This window comes from Shewanella sp. BJSY2023SW007 (assembly GCF_047314525.1).
Lineage (GTDB): Bacteria > Pseudomonadota > Gammaproteobacteria > Enterobacterales > Shewanellaceae > Shewanella > Shewanella chilikensis.
Genome location: NZ_JBKORL010000088.1, coordinates 1 through 2,081, shown reverse-complemented (window position 1 = coordinate 2,081; position 2,081 = coordinate 1). Strand labels below are relative to the sequence as shown.

2 protein-coding genes and 1 pseudogene are annotated in these 2,081 nt (G+C 42.3%); 1 reads left to right on the top strand and 2 read right to left on the bottom strand.

All coding sequences use genetic code 11. The features are described from left to right. Both ACMHXE_RS14590 and ACMHXE_RS14585 read right to left on the bottom strand, forming a co-directional pair. A partial coding sequence (locus tag ACMHXE_RS14590) for a transposase (protein WP_413732233.1) occupies window positions 1–643 on the bottom strand: 643 nt, incomplete at its 3' end. Window positions 644–666: 23 nt separating this feature from the next. Next, window positions 667–1,545 (bottom strand): hypothetical protein, encoded by an 879-nt coding sequence (locus ACMHXE_RS14585; protein WP_413732660.1) that lies wholly within the window; start codon window positions 1,543–1,545, stop codon window positions 667–669. 128 nt (window positions 1,546–1,673) lie between these two features. Here ACMHXE_RS14585 and ACMHXE_RS14580 point away from each other — a divergent pair. Beyond that, a pseudogene (locus ACMHXE_RS14580) lies at window positions 1,674–1,916 on the top strand (transposase); the annotation flags it as partial. Window positions 1,917–2,081: the final 165 nt, after the last annotated feature.

The following is a 2,081-nucleotide window of genomic DNA, read 5'->3' as shown; positions in this document are numbered from 1 at the left end:
GATCGGTTAGTATACTTAGCCACTGATGTGCACCTTCAGTGTCTGAGATATACAAGCCCAACAGCTCCTTTTTTCCTTCTACATTGAGCGCCAGAATGGTGTACACAGCTTTGCTGACAAAGCGGCCATTCTCTTTGATTTTATAGTGAATAGCATCAAGCCAGAGGATGGGATACAGGGCTTCTAAATCACGTTCACGCCAAGCCTGAAGCTCAGGTAGCAGTTTATCAGTAATGGCGCTAATGGTGCCATTGGGGACTTCAATGCCGTAGATATCGGCGATATGGGCACGAATATCCTGATAACTTGTGCCCAGTGAAAATAGCGCAATGATTTTCCGCTCCATCTCATCGGTCAGGTATGTCTGGTTCTTTTTTACAACTTGAGGCTCGAAGGTGCCATCTCGGTCACGCGGAGTATGCAGCTCAAAGCTACCGGTAGCGGTCTTCAGTGTCTTACTGGTCTTGCCATTTCTGCGATTACCAGGCTGCTTATCTTCAAGATGTTGGTCGAGCTCAACATTGAGGGCCGCTTCAGTAAGCTGTTTAATGAGTGGGGTGAGAATACCATCTTTGCCGGTCAGGTCTTTACCTGCACGCAGAGCTTCAATGGCGGCTTCCATGTCGAATGTAGGTTTGGTCATTTGAATATCCTTTTGGGTGTATATTACTCAAATGACACAGATTTATGAACACTACCGTCTGTTGTAATCTTCTCCTCAAAGATCCAAGCTCCTAAATTTCCGTGTTCATTTTGTTCATAGCTTAATAACTTCATTTTTTTAGAAATATGTTCGTAATGAAAACTACCTTGAGCCAGAATGGCACATGGAATCAACTGTCCGGAAACACTGATAAATAACTCAACCGGGACAATGACAAAATCTTCATTTGGTACATCTTGTTCAGCCATGTTACCAAAGTAAAAACTTGCTGTAGTCTTTCCTTTGAGGCTCAGTTTTTCTTCATACCCTAGAGACATTCTAAAAAGAGCATCTATATCGATTAAATTAGCTCCATCAATACTGAACTTTCTATCACTGTTACTAAGAAGTTCACTCTTTAATGAATGCTTCTCTATCATGCCTTTTTTTACTTTAACTTTTAGTAAAGCTCTGTCCTTCAAATAAAATTCATAATAATCAATGAAAAACCTAACAAAATCGGTTGGGATTTCATCAGGGATAACTTCTCTGATATGCATTAAAAAGACTTTATTACCTGCCTGTTCAGCCTTTTCAATAACCGATAATGGAAATGGTTTCCTCGACACAACCATTAAGTGCTGAGCACCGACTTCATCGACTTTATTTAGCCAACCACCAAACGTGTTGATATCTACAGCAGAACTTCGATCTTGAACCTCTACAATAGTAAGTGTTTCTCTAGGTGCCTTTCCTTGTCTTATAACAACGTCAATCTGTCTAGTTCTCCCAGAATTTGATACCAAAACGGGGAGAAAAATATCATGTTCAACAATCGCATCTGGACTTAACCCCTTTTCGATCGCTGCAATTACAAGTTCTAACTCCTTACCTTTCTTCATCACACATCCTTTGCTATTGAAGCCCAAAATCGCAAAATGGAACGCAAAATGGAGACACCCATAATTCTTGGCAGATTGTTGGCTCCTTGTCTAGGCTTGAATGGAGCCTTTGAACAGGAAAGGATGCCATGCCGAGGCCAAGATATGCTCAAGTTAGTCTTGAGGACACCCCCTTCTATCACTGTATCTCCCGCTGTGTACGCCGCGCCTTTCTATGCGGCGTTGATGATTATTCCGGCAAGAGCTATGAACATCGCCGTGATTGGGTTGAATCCCGTCTATTGGAACTGGCGGCCATCTTTTCCATTGACTTGTGCGCCTATGCAGTGATGTCCAATCATCTGCACTTGGTGCTCAGAGTTGACTTGAAAACCGCCACATGATCAAAATGGAGACACCCATAATTCTTGGCAAAAAAATCAAGCCACCGGCAAAAAAATCAAGCCACCCACTGTAAAACAATAACTTAATCTTCTTTCTGTCTGTATTCAAGCACCGGTAGGGGATTTGAGTACGCTGAGGCCGAAAGATATCCA